Here is a 17,049-nt window from a genome sequence, read left to right as displayed (position 1 = left end):
GCAACTAACGAGCCGTTACCCTCAGAGAGGAAACACTTTTTTTCATCGATACGTGACCTAACCCAAATTTATGAATAAGGTATGATTAATTAGTCAGATTCGGTCGTCACTGGAGCGTTTTATCGTAACCCAGGTGCGCCTTGGCGGTAGCGTGGTTTCGTTTTAGCTCATTAGCCTAAAGGGCAGCTCACACCGGCAAATTCCTTCCTCAGGTCAGGGGATGACTATCAAATTCATAGGCCCATAAAATTGATTTAACAAGCGCATAACCTCTTCGTGAGAAAGCACGACAGGTAATCAACGCGGGCGTTTAGCTTGTGAAAAGGTACCAAGATCACCCAATGGCATATCAAGGATATGGCGATACAGAAATACTAAAGCATTAAGCACTTGGTTTTGTGTAGCTGCAGCCACATATCGCTCTACGGCAGGGTGCTCTAGAAATGCCTAGACTTCTGAAAGGTCAATACTGGCAGGGTGTCGCACCCCATGATAACGAATGAAGTAACGTATCCAGTAACAGTATATTTTTTCAGTACGCGGGCTATAGCGCTTTACCCGCATAACAGCTTTCACACGATCCATTAGTTTCGGAGGCCTGCTTTGCATATCCATTTGGTGTCTGTCTCCTGGTGGTGGATATGTATACAGTGCTGTTGGGGTTTGCAAAATGCGCAAGAGTGCGAATTCTGCTAATGCAGCCGAATTAATATTAATTTAATTTAAAATCATGTGGTTATGCGCGAAAAGGTAGGCTACATTTGCTAAGTAAACATGCTGTCGCGTTCATCCAATCATAGGACGCGACGTCTAATACCTGTTAGTTTTCAGGAGAAGTATGAAACCTTGGGTCAGATTTGAAAGTGTAGAGGTTAAGAGGGATGGATATTATGTTAGCTACTCTCCTAAGTTTGTAAGTGCAGCAGACGACGATTCAACAGCACTGTTGTCTGTCCGTTTACTTCGAGAACACAGCCTTGAAGAGTGTAAGAAAATTGCCGAATTTGAATTTAAATATTGGATTAAGCACTACCCAGTTCCATTGCAAGCACTAGTTAAGTTTGAATGTAAAACGGCACTTCGTATTTCGAATATTGCTGAGCGTCCTTATATTTTTGGTGTTTCAGAAAACGAATATCGCTGGGGGGGTAGACAACGAACTAGAAACTCACATGCCTTCGAATGACGAATTGAAAGTAATATATAGCGAGTTATCCAGCAAAACATCAGAAGAAACAGACATCAAGCTTAATCAAGATGTTATCGGCATGCGAATGATGAAATGGTTTGTGCTATTTACTGCCGTAATCATCTCCGCATTAGTTGCATTTCTAGGTTGGTCTCAACCAGTGTTTTCTGCATTGGCTTTGACCTTTGCTTGGTATAAGTGTGCGGATAAGTGGTTGCTACTGTCTGGGCGAAAGATAAAAACTGAAGAAGAGTTGGCTGCTGAAGAAGAAAAGCGATTAAAAGAACATCATCATTACCACTGTAAACTAAACCCTAAAGGTTTCGAGCGTTTGAAGTTGGAAAACTTTAAAGCGAGTAGTGAAGATCGCCTGCGTAAAAAACTGGAAGGTATGCAGTCTGCTGAAATTGAAAACTAACAAAGCATTTAAGAGTGATTCGCAACGCTTGGTATTTTTATTCCATAATTAGTCTCGTGTTTATGGTGCACAGGTATATTTTCGTGGTAGCGTTGCTCACACCTTAATGCGGCGTTAATCGCCTTTACATGGTAAAAGCAAGATATTCACAGAGGGGTAAGAAAATGAGTCAAAACGCAATCAAACAGGCATTAGAAGCATTCGTAGCCGAGGCAAATTTGGCTGGCTATGATATCAAGGAAATTGCTCAAGAAGCCACCGCTGGAATCATGAGTAATAAGATTTATAGTTGGATATCAACTACTGAAAAAACTAAAGCCGCTAAAGCCTTAGAAGATGCAGTCGAAGAAATATTAAAGCACAGCGCTTAACAAGGCCACGCAAGTTGGAAAAAACTCGCTGTCACGTTTTTTGCAAACGGCGCAAAAAATGCGCCATCAAGTTTTTTCCGCTGGTGGCGGCGCTAAGCGTCAGGGGGTATTGAAGATTGCCGTACAAAATTCATAAATGGAAAGATATTGAAAATGAGTATGGCGGAGCCATTCTTTTAGGCAATGGTGCTAGCATCGCGGTTGATTCAGGCTTCTCGTATGGCTCGCTCAAGCATCACGCAACGGGTAACGGGTTGCTCACGGAAGACGTGCAAAATATCTTTAATTTCTTCCATACCGAAGATTTTGAACTGATTTTAAGGATCGTATGGCAAGCTACAAATGTGAATAAATCTCTAGAAATACTCGATGCAAAAACAGAGCAAGCGTATGCTCATGTTAGAGATTGCTTGATTGCAGCTGTAAGAGATATTCATCCGGAACATGAAACTGTCTCAGATCAAATTTCAATAATTTATGAATTTCTCAAGGATTTCAAGACGGTAATATCATTAAATTACGATCTAATAGTTTATTGGGCAATGATGTATGGTTTAGATGTCGATGATAAGCATGCGTTTAAAGATTGCTTTGTAGGTACGGACTTTGATGATGATTGGCAACGCTTCAGAGACCCGATAGGGAATCAAAGAACTTGTTCGCTTGTTTTTTATCCGCACGGAAACCTTGTGCTGGCAAGAGATAAGATCGAAAACGAACGAAAAATATCCTCTGGCGGACTGAGCTTGCTTGAAGGCATTTTATCCAAGTGGGCGAAAGGCAGCTATGTTCCACTGTTTGTCAGCGAGGGCACCTCAGAACAAAAAATTAAATCCATTCATAGCAGTTACTATCTGAATACCGTATATCGTGAGGTATTGCCAAATTTGTCCAGCGATATTGTGCTTTATGGCTGGGGACTGGGAGAGCATGATCTACATATTGTCGATAGAATATCCAAATCAGACATCAAGAAAGTGGCAGTTTCAGTTTTTGGAAATGATCAAGCTTACTGTAGTAGAGTCAGCCAAATTCTTAAAGATAAACTCGGAAATAAATGTGAAGTTACATTCTTTGATTGCCAGAGCGATGAGTGCTGGAACAGAGGCGCTTAACAAACGCATGTTGTCGGACTTGTTTTCCGCTTCGCTCCAAACAAGCCCCAAATGCGGGCGTTATGTTTTAAATCCGTGTAGTCGGAAGGAGAAGTGAATGTGTGATGATAGAAGTTCTCTAACTTCGGACGAATTGAAAATTCTAGATATTTTCAAACGTTTTTATTGGCCTTATCAAACGCCATGCAACCAAATTCAAGCTCTTGTACACAAGTTCCCTGGGGCTAACAGGAATCCGACAGCTTTTAATGCAGCGTTAAGTTCGTTGGTTGTTCGCGGTTGCATAAGTACACAAGACAACTTAACTTATTGCCTTACAACATGCGGAATTCAGGCAATTGGTGCGGCACCAAGTAGCAGCAGCCAATAAAGCATAACAATTTGCTGCACGCGGAAAGTTACTCGCTGTGCTCGCAATTTTCCGGTGAGCAAAGCGTTATTTTTTCTGTGAAAATCCACGGTGATTTACGATTAAGATTTAAGGTTTGATAAGTTTAACTAGCTGATAGTTTGTCGATAAGGAGTATCATGACTCAATTGTCCAACATCATGCATAAAGAGCATGATGGTTTTTTATATGTGTATTTCGAAAATTACGATAATGATTGTAATTGCATGTGGAGAAAAATCCCGAGCATGAAAATGTCTATACTATCGAGCGTGTAGATATATTACCAGAATTTCGTAGGAAAGGGTTCGCTCGAGAGTTACTAAAGGATTCACTCAAACGTATTTCGATAGAGTGCCCTCAAGCCTGCGTAGAAATCACCGCAGAGCCAGACGCAAATAGCGGGTTAACTGTGAGAAATCTCGTAGCCTTCTATGAATCACTTGGATTTGAAAAACATCTAAGTCTTGGATCCCGTGTTCACCTCCGACTGTATTTGGATGATTCTGTGAAACCAAGCGTTGTGTACGATCATTCATTCTATTTCAAATAAAAACATAACAAACAATTTAAGAGTGATTCCGCACGCTTGGTACTTTTGGTTTGAGTTGAGTTCAGTGATTAAGACGTTCAAATTTAGTGTCGTGGTAGCGTGCTGCACACCTTCATTGGGCGTTGAGCCTGTAGAAAAACCCCACTGACGGCTAAGTTTTGGTAGGATCGAGAAAACAGACGAGGAGTGGTCAGCATGCCGCGCTTCAAGGCTTATAACTACGATCAGAACGCCATGGTGGTGATCAACTACCAGGATCAGCTCCAGCCAGGCACCTTTGAACACGCGGTGCACTACCTGATCGAGCACAAGCTCGACTTATCCGTTTTCCATCCCAAGTACCGCAACGATGCGACCGGTCGGCTGGCCTATGATCCGGCTATCCTGCTTAAGATTATCCTGTTTGCTTACTCAAAAGGCATCACCTCCAGTCGCGAGATGCAGTGGAGCTGCGAGACCAATATTATTTTCAAAGCCTTTTCCTGCGATACCGTGCCCCACTTCACCACACTGGCAAGCTTCGTCAGTCGGCATGCCGATGAGATTGAAGCGCTGTTCGAACAAGTGCTGCTGGTATGCCACGAACAAGGCTTGCTGGGTAACGAACTCTTTGCAATTGATGGCTGCAAGATGTCCTCCGATGCCTCCAAAGAGTGGTCTGGCACGTTCAAAAAATTGGTCGAGAAACGTAAGAAACTGAGAGGCTTAATTCGGCATCACCTACTGGAGCACTACGCGTGTGATGAGGCCGAGACGGAAGCCGACCTGGATAGGGATATCCGACGAGCCAAGACGATTCTCTCGCTAGATGCCGCCATGAACAAAGTGGATCGTTTCCTAAAGACGCACAGCCCAAGGATGGGCCGGGGGAAGCGAATCAAGGAAGTGAAGAGCAATCTGACCGATAACGAAAGTGCCAAAATGACCACAAGCAAGGGCACGATCCAGGGCTATAACGGCGTCGCCACGGTGGATAAAAAGCACCAGATCGTCATTGACGCTCAGGCCTTCGGCGAAGGCCAGGAACATCACACCTTGCAGCCCGTACTGGAAACGGTCGAAGCCCGTTTTAAGAAACTGGGCATTGCGGAAAACATCTACCAGAAAGGCACCGTCGTCACCGCGGATACAGGCTTTGCCAACGAAGCCAATATGAAGTATCTGCACGAACAGCAGATCAACGGCTACATCCCCGATAACCAGTTCCGCAGCCGAGATCCGAAGTTCGCTAACCAGAAAGACAAATACGGCAAGCGCCATCAGAACCTGCTGGACAAAGGCTGGCGAGGGACGACGCCAGCCAGCGCGTTCCAGTTTGATCCAGTAGCGCTAACGTGTATCTGCCCCACCGGCGAAAAGCTGTCCTATCTCGGGCAACGAGAAACGGACACTGGCAAGATTCGGGTACACTTTGAAGGGCGTTTGCTGCAATGTCGGCACTGCCCAAAGAAATACCGATGCATGCAGAACCCAAGCTCGGCTGACCATCGCAACGGTGCTGGGCGACAGGTGTCTTTTATCATCGAGAACAAACGTTTACCCAATTATACCGACTGGATGAAGCACCGAGTCGATAGCCCCAAGGGCAAAGAAATTTACAGCCATCGCATGTCAGTTGTAGAACCGGTATTCGGGAATATTGGCACGACGAAAAGGCTGAGCCGCTTTAGTCTGCGGGGCAAGAAGAAAGTACAGGGCCAGTGGCAGCTTTACTGCCTGGTGCACAATATTGAGAAGTTAGCGAATTATGGTCATTTGGCCGCGTCATGAAGGGCTATGAGCGAGATAAGTCGCTACATAAGAGCCAAATAGTCCTCTTAACTGGCGTTAGGCGCGCACCTTAGTTGTTGAATGCCGATATTAATACTCCCCAGCCAGATGACTGGTAGGGTGAAGAAAATGAGAGCAACAGGCGGTGGAGATGGCTCTAAATCGGGTTTTTCTACAGCCTCGTTAGGCAGATATTAAAATGATAGAAGCCGAAGATATTGATACATGGGCGAGTATTCTGCAAAGGATCGTAATAATATCTGGAGTCATCATCAGTGCGTGGCTCTTTATTTTTAGAGAAGAAAGTTCTCCTCATGTCAGTCTTCTCATTGAACCGGAATTGATGCCTGAATGTATCATTAGAGTACATGCAGAAGTAGAAAATAAAGGTGGGCGCGTCTGGAATTTAGAAACTGCTATAGCACGTGTGTTTATGCCATCGATGGAGAGAACTCGAACCCCCAGCACAGAAGCAGCAATGGCAATCGGTACACAAATTATTAAAATGAATCAGGTGTTAAAGATAAGTGAAACATCTAGTATTGGCTTTAATATCGTGCCGAATAGTGAAACAAGAACTCCTTTTTACATAATTAAGGTCGCAATAACAATAAGAGAGGAAGATGACCAATGGATTCGAATTGCAGAGAGTTCTATAAAATCAGATGGGTGCTGAGGTTATCTTTAGTGATTTTCCTGTTATATCTTGAAGGCTGTTCAACGGTCGGTGATAAGGGTGGCGCTGGGATACATGTTGATGAAAAATGCAATGGTCTAGACGTGTTAGGTTATAAAGCACCATTTTCATCTCAAGATATTAAAGACATCAGGGCATTAGGGTTTGACAAATGTGCGCAACACATAAAAAAACTTCAATAACGCGCCTAACAAATCACTCCACACGTATAAATTACTTGCTGCGCTCCTAATTTACCGGTGAGTGTGGCGTTGAGCCTGTAGAAAAACTCCGCTGACGGCTAAGTTTTGGTAGGATCGGGAAAACAGACGAGGAGTGGTCAGCATGCCGCGCTTCAAGGCTTATAACTACGATCAGAACGCCATGGCTTTCCGTTGCACTCCAAGCTAGCCGCAAATGCGGACGTTAACTGTTACTGCAAAGGAGTCCGCATGAGCTATCAGGCGATAAATTTCAAAAACAAGCTCAGCCTCTTCGATGATCAATGGTCACCGAAGGTCATCGCCGAGATGAATGACTATCAGTTTAAAGTCGTTAAAATCCAGGGCGAGTTTGTGTGGCATGATCACAAAGACACGGATGAAACGTTCATAGTTCTTGAGGGCAGTCTCAGAATCGATTGCAGAGATGGGCACGTGGAGTTGTCTCAGGGCGAAATGTATGTGGTTCCCAGAGGCATCGAGCACAAGCCTTATGCGGAACATGAAGCAAAGGTTTTGCTTATTGAGCCACGTGGCGTCGTGAATACTGGCGACGAGACTGGTAGCCAAACGGCAGAGAACGATGTTTGGATCTAAATCAGTTAACAAAGCCATTAAGCCTGTTCCGGGCCGAAGGCCCTTCACCGGACGCCCTTGACAGGGCGCCGCTTATGGCCGGCGTTAGAGCTTTCGAGTTGGGCAACTTATGAGCGATAGTTTCGAACAAAACCTGCTGAACAATCTGATGGAGACATGGATAGTACCCTCCATTGAGGACAGGCAGGAGAAAGGTGAACTCGAAAGACCTGTAGCTTTAAAGATGGCGCAAATCATCTTCAAAGCTGATGGCGGTAAGCCTGTTGTACGAATAAATAACGAAGTCAAAGGGCGAGCTATCGTCAAGATACCAGATGACGCGAATCGGACAGTTACAGCTGGCGACCCGGTTACTTGGAAGGATATCGAAGGCATTCAAGGTTTTGAGCTCAGCGAAGAGGAGATGAATTACGGTCACGCCACCTTGATTTTGGTATCGGATAAGTGGTTCATTTCTTTTAATTTTATATACAACAAATCCCTCTCACAGCGACATCTGGAAGCGGCCGAGGAATTCCTAGAGGCAGCGAGAGAATCGCTGAGTAAGCGACACTTTTCTGCATGCATTGATAATTTGCATAGCGCATCTGAACTCGCAGCAAAAGCATATCTGATGGGGCATCCGGATAAGCAGTTAATGGAGTCGAAGTCACACGGTGTCATCCATAAAAAGATCAATTTCGAGCGGAAACTGGGTAACGTCAACGAAACCCATGTTGATGCGATCAATAAGCTTAAGAATCTGAGAGCGCCCGCCAGATACTTACAGGGTGATCTGAACCTTGAGGAAGGAGACATTGAAATGATGATCAATGAGGTATCTGCATTCATTTCGGATGTTTCGCAACGGTCTGCCCCGAGGCTCTAACCAAGCCATGCATCGGATGCCAATACCTCCGCTTCGCTTCGGTATTGCCACCGGTGATGGCGGGCGTTGGGCTAATGAGACATGAGGTGAATAAATGAAAATGATTCTATCCTTGCTTGCGGTTGCTTTTTTCCTCCACGGCTGTGCTACGGGGGAGAGAATGCAAACCGTCAGCGAAGGCATGTCCAAGGAGGAAGTCGTATCCCTGCTGGGAGAGCCGGATGGGTACAGACGTAATGGAGACTACGAGGCCTTGCAGTATACAAACCGGCTTATTAGCGGATGGTCGTGGGATCGTACGGACTACACCGTAATTCTTGAGAACGGAAGGGTTGGTGAGTATGGCCCTGGCGAGGTGCGTGAGAGAGATTCGGGTACCGGCATACTGATATTGGTACCTGTCAGGTAGATGAATTATGGTGGCGACGAGAGCCTAACAGTTGACGTCCGTTGGGCGATGCTCCTGTATCGAGCTGGTGAGCTTCATTGTTGAGCCGTTTGAGCGAGATCCGCATGCACGAAGTTGACTGGGCAGCACTGGCCGAAGAAATCAAAAAGAACCATCGGCCACACGCGGGTCATTTCTCGTGGGAGTCGGATCGCGCGATGGCCGAACTTGGCGTTCTTGATGAGTTTGCGAGCGCGCTGGCGAATCAGGGAACTCTGTTCTTTTATGGGGCACGCCATCGCGGCGAAGGCGAAGATCCGCCAGATTGTGACGCCCATGCTGGAGATGGAACGCGTATCGGAATTGAGATAACGGAGCTAGTTGATGGTCCATCCATAGAGGCTGCGCGCCTCGGCCAGCCTTATGATTGGAAGGACTGGAAGGGGGCGCTGCTTCCAGCCCTAGAAAAGCTGGTCCGTCGCAAGGATAAGTCTCGATCCATCAAGGGTGGGCCGTACTCGCAATACGTTCTGGTGATCTTCTCCGACGAGCCTTGGCTTGAGCGAGATTGCCTTGAGCACAGCATCGCGCAGCACACATTCGACGCGACTCAGCTCATAACCAGGGCGTTCTTGCTCCTGTCTTACGATCCGTTCATACAGCGGTATCCATGTTATGAACTGCGGCTGTCGCCCAACAAGCCGCTCCAGCCGACGCGCTAAAGCGCACGGCTGAGCTATATCGTTATACGACGGGCGTAGTAAGCCTGCTTTCGCGCCAAGCGGTCTTTGGTTCACAATCACTACATGGAATATAAATGTTCATTCGTACGGTCAAAATTAAAAATTACCGAGCCTTCAAAAACTTCGAGATCAAACTGTCGCCACTCAGCCTAATTGTCGGTGAAAACGAAGCAGGCAAAACCAACCTATTCGACGCGCTTGCTCTACCACTTAACAGCAACGACATTAGCTTCAATAAAAAACGCCTCTCTGTATCGGACATCAACCGCGAAGCAATCAATGACTTTTACCAAGCTATCATCAACGGCAAGGGAGATGATGAGACTAAGGCTTTGATTCCAAAGGTTCGAGTTGAGGTCGAGTTCACTGACCCAAAGAACATTATTGAAGAAGGCGTTATTGGTAAGTGGATAATCGGAGAAGAAGCCGACGATAGCTATAAGGTTTGCTACGACTTCAGGCCCAAAGATGCAGGTCATTTTGTAAAGAGTGCCAAGGATCTACTCGAAGGCATCGAGGACATCAAAGATACACGCTGGTTTAACCTACCAATTGAGCTGTACGACTACGATGTAACGCAAAGCAATAATGGGTTAAAGGTTAGCTATTCTGATTTAAGACTAATAGCCATTAACTCGATCAACGCCGAGCGTGACGAATTTGCCGAAAGTAACACACAGAAATCAAACGACATTCTGACCAAGATGCTGATTTCCGCTCTCGAGGATTCCGACAAGGCCAAGATTAACAGCGCGTACACTTCTTTCTTTGATGAAATCGAAAGCACCGAGACATTCAAAAAGATCGTTACACCTGATCCAGACTTCGAGAATTTCTTCGACGAGATTATTGATAAGCTTGAATGTATTCCCAACCTGCCAAATTTAAAGGGCATCCTATCCAACATCACCTTGAAGTCTGGTGAAAGCTACCTATATCAGCGTGGCCTTGGGTATCGTAATCTTGTGTTCATATACCTATTATTTGAGTTCTTCAACAGTAACAAGAATGCACTCAACCTCTGTTGTATCGAAGAGCCTGAAGCACACCTTAGCGTCAACAACCTCCGTTTTGCAACTGACTTTATATACAAAAGCACACAAAAAGGCGGCTCATCTCTACAAACGCTAATTAGCTCCCATAGTCCACAGGTCATCAATAAACTTGAGCTAACCAACGTGATCGTCCTATCTGGAAATGATGCCATCCACCTAACTGATAGTAAAAAGCATCTCACTAACTACCTTCGTAAACGACCAAACTTCGACATACTAAAACTGCTGCTGAGCAATAAGACCGTGCTCGTTGAAGGTACCACCGAAGAGATGCTGATCAACGCCATCCTTTATCGTGACAACAAAAACGTTAGCAGTCTTGAAGTAATATCTATCGAGCAAACTGGCTTCACGACATTCATGGACGTTTGGCTGCAAGTCAACAAAGACAATGCTAAGAAGAGGCTGAGTATCATTCGAGATTACGATGAGAATGAAGCTACCAAGAAAAAACATGAAAAATACGATACCGATAACGACAACATTCGAGTAAGAACCACTACCAAATATACGCTCGAAGATGATCTTGCAGAGGCTGATGGAAACATTGACCGCTTAAACGCACTGTTCAGTAAGCAGTACAAAACCTCTGACGAAATGGCTAAGTTCCTGAAGAAAAGTAAAGCCGAAAGAATGCTTAAGATTGCAGACTCGATTTTAGACGAAAAGAACGAAGATCCGGTCAAGCTACCCAAGCACATTCAAGAAGCTCTGGATTTCATGAAATGATTGAAGTTCAATTAGCCGGAGCAGGTGCTGGTAAAACTCATGGTCTAGCTGAGAAGCTCATCGCGCACTACGACCCAGCGTTGCATAAAAAGATATTTTCCATCACTTATACCAACAATGCTGCGAAGAACATCTCCGAAGCAATCATAAAACAACTTGGATACCTGCCAGAAAATATCGTAGTTTGCACAGTTCATACGTTTTTATTGAATGAGATCATTTACCCTTACTCTCCATTCGTCCTAAATGAAGTGCATACTACTTCCTCACGTTGCAAAACATTTTCAAACTTTCCTTTTGGAAAGACAGACGAAAAAAAGAAACGAGAAACTGCGAGTACCATCAGCAGGCTAAAGAAGAGAGGCGTTATACACGTAGACGAAACATATGCTGCTGCATGGAGGGTTGTCGATGAAAACTACTCAAAACACAATAGTCAGAAGAAAAAGTCTAAGGTTAGGAAAGTTCACAAACTCCTAAGTAGCACTATTGATAAGATTTTCCTCGACGAAACCCAGGATCTTGATGCAACTGCTCTTAAGGTTTTTCAACAAATCGGCGAAAATTCGGTTGACATCTACATGGTGGGCGATCCCAAGCAAGCAATAGATTATCCAAAATCTTTCAAAGATTGGTTAGCTGCTAACAAAGCCAATGAAAAAGTTAAAGTGCTGCCGAATATAACAATTTCTCGTAGGGTTCCACAGAAAATTCTTGATCTCTCAAATACCTTCTGTCCCAGAGGTCAAGAGCAAATTAGCTTATCTGAAGTTGAAGGTCGGCTAACATACATTACTTCAGAAGCAGATCATTACGACGAAGTAATCCGTCATCACATTGACAATGGAAGCTTAGTTAGTATCTTCAGAAAAGAAGGTAACTACTCAACCAAGAAAGTGGGATCACTACCAGAGTTCGATCCAGAAGTAGAAGAGCTTCTTACGAAGGAATTCCCAGAATACGAAGAAGGCGTGGTCATATATTCATTACAGCGTTTCTTTGCCTCCCTGTTATCGAAGAATGACAACAACAGATCCATACGTAAATTTCTTGCCACGCTGGAAATTCCGTATGACAAAGAGCTGTTCAAAAAGCTTTGCCGCTCAGCTGAGCAATTTAGTTCATCCAAGGACAACTCGGCCAAGTACGCAATAAGCAGCATCCAACGAACTAAGGGCTTAGAGTCTAAGGTGTGTGTCTTAGTCTTAACGCCAGCGATTTTCAAATGCTTAATGCAGGATGGTGTAACCAAGTTCAACAAGACTTGGAATATGGTCTACGTCGCATTAACGAGAGCTGAGTCAGAGCTTGTTTTAGCAGTAGACATGGATTTGCTTGGCAAAGGATATAAGCATGATGACATAGTTGAAAGTCTTGAATCTATTGGGTTTGAAGTGCTAAACCAAAATCTTCCAAACCACAAAGCCGAATAGAAATTAGATGAAGCATAATATCAAAAAAGATAATTGCCAAGCATCTGTTTCTGGCCGGATTTGGACATGGATAAGATGGTGCAGATCAAGTATAACAAGAGCAAGCACTCGGAATAATTTTTCGCTGCGCAAAAAATTGTCCGGTGTTGCGGACGTTACGTTTCATCGTTCCAAGGTATCGAGTAGCTGAATGACTGTCGAATTGATTGGTGATCGCAAGTTTATTCATACCATCCGAGATCAAGATGGAGTGTGGGTCTTGCTAGCCGGAAAAGAGGTTTATGCGTTACCGGCAGAATGTGGCAGAGCTCTGCCTGTTTGGGCATCATCCGATGAGGCTGAAGGTTTCGCGCGAAAATTGAATCACCAGAATAACTGGTCGCCGGTGTTTGTCCCCCTCAGCAATTTTCTAGGTACAGCCTGGCTGGGTTCGCCAGCCTCTCAAATTACTGATGTTCTAGCGTCACCCAAATATGGCCATGAAGCCCTTACCTACTCAGCTGAGGAGCTCCATGCCAAACTCAAAACGTAACTATACGCACCATTGCGCGGCCGTTGGCCGCCGGACGCCTCTGTCGGGTCGCCGCAAAGCCCTTTCCTGCGATACCGTGCCCCACTTCACCACACTGGCAAGCTTCGTCAGTCGGCATGCCGATGAGATTGAAGCGCTGTTCGAACATGTGCTGCTGGTATGCCACAAACAAGGCTTGCTGGGTAACGAACTCTTTGCAATTGATGGCTGCAAGATGTCCTCCGATGCCTCCAAAGAGTGGTCTGGCACGTTCAAAGAAATTGGACGAGAAACGTAAGAAACTGAGAGGCTTAATTCGGCATCACCTACTGGAACACTACGCGTGTGATGAGACCGATACGGAAGCCGATCTGGACCGGGACATTCGCCGAGCCAAGATGACCACCAGTAAAGGCAAGATTCAAGGTTATAACGGTTTGGCTACGGTGGATAAGAAACATCAGATCATCATTGACGTCAGGCCTTTGATGAAGGCCAGGAACATCACACCCTGAAGCCAGTTCTGGAGAAGGTTGAAGCGCGTTTTAAGCAGTTGGGCATCGGGCCCGTCGTGACCGCCGATACTGGCTTTGCTAACGACAAATTTATCGGGAATAAATTTGCCCAGCTGCAGGCTGGCCCGCAGGGCGAGTCTCATGGACGAGACAAGTAAACCCAATATGAAGTACCTGCACGAACGGAAGATCAATGGCTACATCCCTGATAATCAGTTCCGCAGCCGAGATCCGAAGTTCGCCGACCAGAAAGACAAATACGGAAAGCGCCACCAGCACCTACCGGACAAAGGCTGGCGAGAGACGACGCCAGCCAGCGCGATTCAGTTTGATCCAGTAGAGCTAACGTGTATCTGCCCAACCGGTGAAAAGCTGTCCTATCGCGGGCAACGAGAAACTGACAATGGCAAGATTCGGGTACACTTTGAAGGGTGTTTGCTGCAATGTCGGCACTGCCCAAAGAAATACCGATGCATGCAGAACCCGAGCTCGGCCGACCATCGCAACGGCGCAGGGCGACAAGTGTCTTTTATTATCGAGAGCAAACGCTTACCCAATTATACGGACTGGATGAAGCATCGGGTTGATAGCCCGAAGGGCAAAGAGATTTACAGCCATCGCATGTCAGTCGTAGAGCCTGTATTCGGTAACATTGGCACGACGAAAAGGTTGAACCGCTTCAGCCTTCGGGGTAAGAAAAAGGTGCAAAGTCAGTGGCAGCTCTACTGCTTAGTGCACAATATTGAGAAGTTGGCGAATTACGGCCACATGGCCGCGTCATGAAGGGCTTAGAGCGGAGTAAGTTGCTTTTTAAGAGCAAAAGGCCGTCTTCAACAAGCTTTAGCTGGGCGCTCAAGTGGCTAAATGCCGATATTAAGATTACTCAGCCAGATGACCGGCTGAGTAAATGAATAAGGACAACAGGCGCTGGAAACGGCTCGAAATCGGGTTTTTCTACAGCCTCGTTAACTTTAAGGAAAGGTAGTGGACAACCCAGCGCTATTAGCATCCGTGTCATTTTTTGGAATACTATTTGTAATAGCAATTGTTGTTATTATTTTGGCTTTTTTTGATACCAAGAGAGATCGCTGGACCTTTCTTGGTTATGGTTCTTACTTGATTTTGATTGCAATATTTTCTATTGTGGGTATAGAGTTACTTGAAGCGCTGCATCAGCAGAAAGAATTTTTAGAAAAATTAACAGATGACAACAAGCGACAACTTAAAGAGTTTGTTCAAGTTATCACTACATACAAGTGGGCATTCACTTTGGTGTGCGGCGGTATAGGTGTAAATATAACATCTCATGCGATATTAAATGAACAGGAAAACCCTTTGGAGAATGTCGCGCATCAAAAACTCGATGAAATCTCTAGAAAGATAACCTTTTCCAATCGATTGCTTTGGGTAGCATTAGGATTAATAATGATTGGACTTGGTTATATATCGTGGAAAATATAAAAGTTAACATGGCCAAGCAGCATCGCCAGCAAAGCTGGCTGGACCTCGCTATGCTCGGCCGCTGTTGGCTGCGTTAAAGGTATCGAGCAATGAGGCATTGTTGTTCCGCGATGACCAAGGCTTTGGAGCACCATTGTGCAGAGCATGAGAATAGATTCGAATGCCCTGACGCACTGATCTCGTACTACGATAAGTTCGATGAGTATGGCCTCATCATTCATGACGGTGGTACAGCAGTATCGTCCATAGACTACTGCCCTTACTGCGATAAAAAGCTACCAGAGTCCAAGCGTGATCTCTGGTTCGACACGCTTGAGAGTATGGGTTACGACGATCCTACAGAGCAGGAAATCCCGTCAGAATTTCAGTCGGGGGACTGGTATCGTGGCAAAAAACTTTAACAAAACATTCCAGTTCGTTCCGGCCCTGATGGGCCTCCACCGGACGGCCTTTTCTCCGCTCCGCTACGCAAAGGCCGCCGCTGAATCGTGGCGTTAAAGGCCTGGCTCCAGTGTTCATTGGTTTGTTGTTTGGCGCTGGCTTCAGTGGCTGTCCGCAGGCTGAAAACAGCCCTCAGTCGGGCAACGGTTTTGGCTGCTAATCTGGTGTTCAGGTCGCGGGGCAATCCGGCGCATTCGCTGGCAAAATCCGCTCATTCGGTGCTCTGGTTCCTGGCGCTATGGGTCAAGCTGGTACAAAGTATCGGGAATCGGCATTCGGTATTGAGTGCCAAAATAAAACAACGGGTAAACGGCCCTTAACCAGGCGGTCAACCGGACACCATATCCCTTGCGGGCTATGGTTCCCTGCGCTTCGCTCCGGTGCCGGTTACCGCTAGCGTTATGCCGAAGGATGCACTGATGACAACAGCAGGACCCAAGAAACCCCAGCGACTTCGACTTGGCTTATGCATGTGGGTTGCGGGCATGCTCGGCGTGGTCGCGCTCACTGTCACTGTGCTACCACAACTTGTGGCTGACGTGACGCTCGCTGTGCCCCTATGGTTGGTGTTACTTGCAAGCACTGCGCAGAGTGCGCTGTTAGTCGCTGTTGCTGTGTGGTTGGGCGTGGTGCTGGCGCCGAAAGTTGACTTTCGAGCTGCTGCTTTTGAGGCCGCAGTGACGGCAGGATCGATCAGGTCAGCCCTTCGGCCGCAGCTCCGACCCAGTCTGGTCGCCGGGGTCGTGGGGGGAGTTGGGCTATTCGCAATTGGCGGTTTCGGCTTCCCAGCGGCCCTCGCTGAGGTGGAGCATCAATTTACAGTGCCGATAATTGCGCGTGTGCTCTATGGCGGGGTCACAGAGGAATTGCTTTTACGATGGGGGCTAATGACAGTCTTGGTATGGCTGGCATGGCGGTTCCTGCAACATCGGAGCGGTACGCCTAGGCCCCTCTATGTCTGGCTGGCCATCGTCGTGAGCGCGCTGCTTTTCGGCGTGGGCCATTTACCAGTGGCAACAATGCAGGCAGGCGAGTTAACGGGCTACGTGGTGCTGTTCATTGTCGGAACTAATACCGCCTTCGGGGTGCTGTTCGGTTACCTGTATTGGCGATATGGCTTGGAAGCGGCGATAATCGCTCACGCTTTCGCACATTTAGTGAGCTATGTTTTGAGCTTGGGAGTGGCATAACAATGTGCTGTAGTCGCTGCGCTCGGATCTTCGTTCCGCTTTTGCTCCACTGCGACCGCTAAGCACGGCGTTATGCAGTCGCTCCCCACCTTATTGACACGCGTCACGTGACAGAATACGCTTTGCATTATGATCAAATCCTTTGCCGACAAACGAACTCAAGAGCTTTACTCCAAGGGTAAGTCAAAGAAATTTCCTGCGGATGTCGCTCCGAGAGCTGCCAGAAAACTTGAATACGTGAACCTGGCCGAACAGTTGGAGGACTTGAAAGTGCCGCGCGGCAACCGCCTTCATCCACTTTCTGGAGACAGGCAGAGCCAGCACGCGATATCAATAAATGATCAGTGGCGTATCTGCTTTCGTTTTGAAGATGGAGATGCATACGAAGTCGAGGTGTGTGACTACCACTGAGGGAGG

21 protein-coding genes and 1 pseudogene are annotated in these 17,049 nt (G+C 46.4%); 20 read left to right on the top strand and 2 right to left on the bottom strand.

Features of this window, described 5'->3' with window-relative positions; all coding sequences use genetic code 11:
- Positions 1-297: 297 nt before the first annotated feature.
- Positions 298-585: pseudogene (locus ACW17M_RS06925) on the bottom strand (phage integrase N-terminal SAM-like domain-containing protein).
- Between the two features lie 253 nt (positions 586-838).
- On the opposite strand from ACW17M_RS06925, the gene ACW17M_RS06920 reads away from it, so the two are divergent.
- The 15 genes from ACW17M_RS06920 (at position 839) to ACW17M_RS06850 (ending at position 13,323) form a co-directional block, all read left to right on the top strand.
- Positions 839-1,186: a hypothetical protein gene (locus ACW17M_RS06920; protein ID WP_457547101.1), complete on the top strand. Its 348-nt coding sequence runs from the start codon at positions 839-841 to the stop codon at positions 1,184-1,186.
- The gene (locus ACW17M_RS06915) at positions 1,173-1,607 is read left to right on the top strand and encodes a hypothetical protein (protein WP_457547100.1); all 435 of its coding nucleotides are present in this window, start codon (positions 1,173-1,175) and stop codon (positions 1,605-1,607) included. The genes ACW17M_RS06920 and ACW17M_RS06915 overlap by 14 nt, the downstream gene beginning before the upstream one ends.
- A 164-nt stretch (positions 1,608-1,771) precedes the next feature.
- On the top strand, positions 1,772-1,978 hold the full coding sequence (locus ACW17M_RS06910) for a hypothetical protein (RefSeq protein WP_457547099.1): 207 nt from the start codon (positions 1,772-1,774) through the stop codon (positions 1,976-1,978).
- A 116-nt stretch (positions 1,979-2,094) separates the two neighbouring features.
- Positions 2,095-3,093 (top strand): DUF4917 family protein, encoded by a 999-nt coding sequence (locus ACW17M_RS06905; protein ID WP_457547098.1) that lies wholly within the window; start codon positions 2,095-2,097, stop codon positions 3,091-3,093.
- A 617-nt stretch (positions 3,094-3,710) separates the two neighbouring features.
- A complete protein-coding gene (locus ACW17M_RS06900; protein ID WP_457547097.1) occupies positions 3,711-4,034 on the top strand; it encodes a GNAT family N-acetyltransferase in 324 nt (107 codons plus the stop codon).
- 195 nt (positions 4,035-4,229) lie between these two features.
- Complete coding sequence (locus ACW17M_RS06895; protein WP_457547096.1) at positions 4,230-5,804, top strand: transposase; 1,575 nt, start codon at positions 4,230-4,232, stop codon at positions 5,802-5,804.
- 199 nt (positions 5,805-6,003) lie between these two features.
- The gene (locus ACW17M_RS06890) at positions 6,004-6,480 is read left to right on the top strand and encodes a hypothetical protein (RefSeq protein WP_457547095.1); all 477 of its coding nucleotides are present in this window, start codon (positions 6,004-6,006) and stop codon (positions 6,478-6,480) included.
- 452 nt (positions 6,481-6,932) lie between these two features.
- Positions 6,933-7,298, top strand: a complete 366-nt coding sequence (locus ACW17M_RS06885; RefSeq protein WP_457547094.1) for a cupin domain-containing protein — start codon at positions 6,933-6,935, stop codon at positions 7,296-7,298.
- 109 nt (positions 7,299-7,407) lie between these two features.
- Positions 7,408-8,166 (top strand): HEPN domain-containing protein, encoded by a 759-nt coding sequence (locus ACW17M_RS06880; protein ID WP_457547093.1) that lies wholly within the window; start codon positions 7,408-7,410, stop codon positions 8,164-8,166.
- Positions 8,167-8,260: 94 nt separating this feature from the next.
- Positions 8,261-8,575 (top strand): hypothetical protein, encoded by a 315-nt coding sequence (locus tag ACW17M_RS06875; RefSeq protein ID WP_457547092.1) that lies wholly within the window; start codon positions 8,261-8,263, stop codon positions 8,573-8,575.
- Between the two features lie 104 nt (positions 8,576-8,679).
- Positions 8,680-9,276: a hypothetical protein gene (locus ACW17M_RS06870; protein ID WP_457547091.1), complete on the top strand. Its 597-nt coding sequence runs from the start codon at positions 8,680-8,682 to the stop codon at positions 9,274-9,276.
- A gap of 95 nt (positions 9,277-9,371) precedes the next feature.
- Entirely contained in the window at positions 9,372-11,081 is a 1,710-nt protein-coding gene (locus tag ACW17M_RS06865; RefSeq protein ID WP_457547090.1) for an ATP-dependent nuclease, read from the top strand.
- Positions 11,078-12,514, top strand: coding sequence for a UvrD-helicase domain-containing protein (locus ACW17M_RS06860; protein ID WP_457547089.1), 1,437 nt, complete (start codon positions 11,078-11,080; stop codon positions 12,512-12,514). The genes ACW17M_RS06865 and ACW17M_RS06860 overlap by 4 nt, the downstream gene beginning before the upstream one ends.
- A gap of 190 nt (positions 12,515-12,704) precedes the next feature.
- A complete protein-coding gene (locus ACW17M_RS06855; protein ID WP_035557355.1) occupies positions 12,705-13,046 on the top strand; it encodes a DUF2750 domain-containing protein in 342 nt (113 codons plus the stop codon).
- Complete coding sequence (locus ACW17M_RS06850) at positions 13,027-13,323, top strand: transposase (protein ID WP_457547088.1); 297 nt, start codon at positions 13,027-13,029, stop codon at positions 13,321-13,323. The genes ACW17M_RS06855 and ACW17M_RS06850 overlap by 20 nt, the downstream gene beginning before the upstream one ends.
- Positions 13,324-13,485: 162 nt before the next feature.
- Here the strand turns inward: ACW17M_RS06850 and ACW17M_RS06845 are convergent, their stop codons facing one another.
- Positions 13,486-13,683 (bottom strand): hypothetical protein, encoded by a 198-nt coding sequence (locus tag ACW17M_RS06845; protein WP_457547087.1) that lies wholly within the window; start codon positions 13,681-13,683, stop codon positions 13,486-13,488.
- On the opposite strand from ACW17M_RS06845, the gene ACW17M_RS06840 reads away from it, so the two are divergent.
- The 5 genes from ACW17M_RS06840 to ACW17M_RS06820 all read left to right on the top strand — a co-directional run bounded on the left by ACW17M_RS06840 (position 13,682) and on the right by ACW17M_RS06820 (position 17,043).
- Positions 13,682-14,323 (top strand): transposase, encoded by a 642-nt coding sequence (locus ACW17M_RS06840; RefSeq protein WP_457547086.1) that lies wholly within the window; start codon positions 13,682-13,684, stop codon positions 14,321-14,323. The two genes, ACW17M_RS06845 and ACW17M_RS06840, sit on opposite strands and share 2 nt — an antisense overlap.
- 201 nt (positions 14,324-14,524) lie before the next feature.
- Positions 14,525-15,001, top strand: coding sequence for a hypothetical protein (locus tag ACW17M_RS06835; RefSeq protein ID WP_342584430.1), 477 nt, complete (start codon positions 14,525-14,527; stop codon positions 14,999-15,001).
- An 89-nt stretch (positions 15,002-15,090) separates the two neighbouring features.
- Positions 15,091-15,402, top strand: coding sequence for a DUF6980 family protein (locus ACW17M_RS06830; RefSeq protein ID WP_425348465.1), 312 nt, complete (start codon positions 15,091-15,093; stop codon positions 15,400-15,402).
- 459 nt (positions 15,403-15,861) lie between these two features.
- Positions 15,862-16,632 (top strand): CPBP family intramembrane glutamic endopeptidase, encoded by a 771-nt coding sequence (locus ACW17M_RS06825; protein WP_457547085.1) that lies wholly within the window; start codon positions 15,862-15,864, stop codon positions 16,630-16,632.
- A 129-nt stretch (positions 16,633-16,761) separates the two neighbouring features.
- On the top strand, positions 16,762-17,043 hold the full coding sequence (locus ACW17M_RS06820; RefSeq protein ID WP_457547084.1) for a type II toxin-antitoxin system RelE/ParE family toxin: 282 nt from the start codon (positions 16,762-16,764) through the stop codon (positions 17,041-17,043).
- Positions 17,044-17,049: the final 6 nt, after the last annotated feature.

Source organism: Vreelandella sp. 2A-K22, assembly GCF_054065485.1.
This window is presented reverse-complemented; position numbering and strand designations above follow the sequence as displayed.